This window comes from Vibrio sp. YT-17 (assembly GCF_033337375.1).
GTDB classification, from domain to species: domain Bacteria; phylum Pseudomonadota; class Gammaproteobacteria; order Enterobacterales; family Vibrionaceae; genus Vibrio; species Vibrio alginolyticus.
The window spans coordinates 1-1021 of the sequence record NZ_JAWOQP010000214.1; the positions used below are offsets into that span (position 1 = coordinate 1).

Annotated in this window: 1 protein-coding gene; it reads right to left on the reverse strand. The window is 48.5% G+C overall.

Annotation, left to right across the window (positions count from 1 at the left end):
• A partial coding sequence (locus tag R7F67_RS25025) for an NAD(P)/FAD-dependent oxidoreductase (protein ID WP_318057559.1) occupies window positions 1-1021 on the reverse strand: 1021 nt, incomplete at both ends.

The following is a 1021-nucleotide window of genomic DNA, read 5'->3' on the forward strand; positions in this document are numbered from 1 at the left end:
AAGCGGCTTAGAGACACTAAAGAACCATGGTCTTTGTACACGTAGTTTTTCAACTCACGACCATTTAGCTTCGCCACAATGTTGCTGAACGCTTGGCTAGCCATTTGGTGCGCAGCTTGCGCACGAGGTGGCACAAATGAGCCGTCTGGTTGTGTGCATTGCGCCAAGTCGCCGATGACAAAAATATCGTCATCACGCGTTGTTTGCAGTGTTCCTTTCACAACCAATTGGTTAATACGGTTTGTTTCTAGACCTGCAATGTCTTTGATGAAATCAGGTGCTTTGATACCCGCAGCCCAAACCATGATTTGCGCAGGAATCTTTTCGCCATCTTTGGTAGTTAGGCCGTCTTTCTCCGCCTTAGTCACCATCGTTGCTGTGCGAACGTTTACACCCAGCTTAACAAGCTCTTGATGCGCCGCAGACGAAATACGTGGTGGCAATGCAGGAAGAATGCGCTCGCCCGCTTCAATCAGGTTAACATTCAGCTTGCTTGAATCTAGATCACCAAATCCGTAAGTGCGAAGTTCTTTCACGGCATTGTGCAGCTCAGCCGATAGCTCAACGCCCGTTGCGCCAGCACCAACGATCGCGATATCCACTGTACCGTTACCGTTTTGCGCATGCAGCTTTAGGAACTCAGTGTTCATTTCTGTACGGAAACGGTGCGCTTGTTCTGGGCTATCTAGGAAAATACAGTTTTCGCGAACGCCTGGAGTGTTGAAATCGTTCGATGTTGAACCAATCGCCATCACTAGAAGATCGTATTCTAGCTCGCGGCTTGGCATAAGAAGTTCACCGTGCTCGTCTTTCAGCTCACTTAAAATGATCACTTTACGTTCACGGTCGATGTCTTGAAGGCTACCCATTTGGAAATCGAAGCTATGGTTTTTCGCATGAGCACGGTAGCTCAAAGCGTCAACACCTTCGTCCAAAGAACCCGTTGCAACTTCGTGCAACAGTGGTTTCCACAAGTGGCTCGCTTTACGGTCTACTAGCGTAATTTGCGCACGGTTCTTAC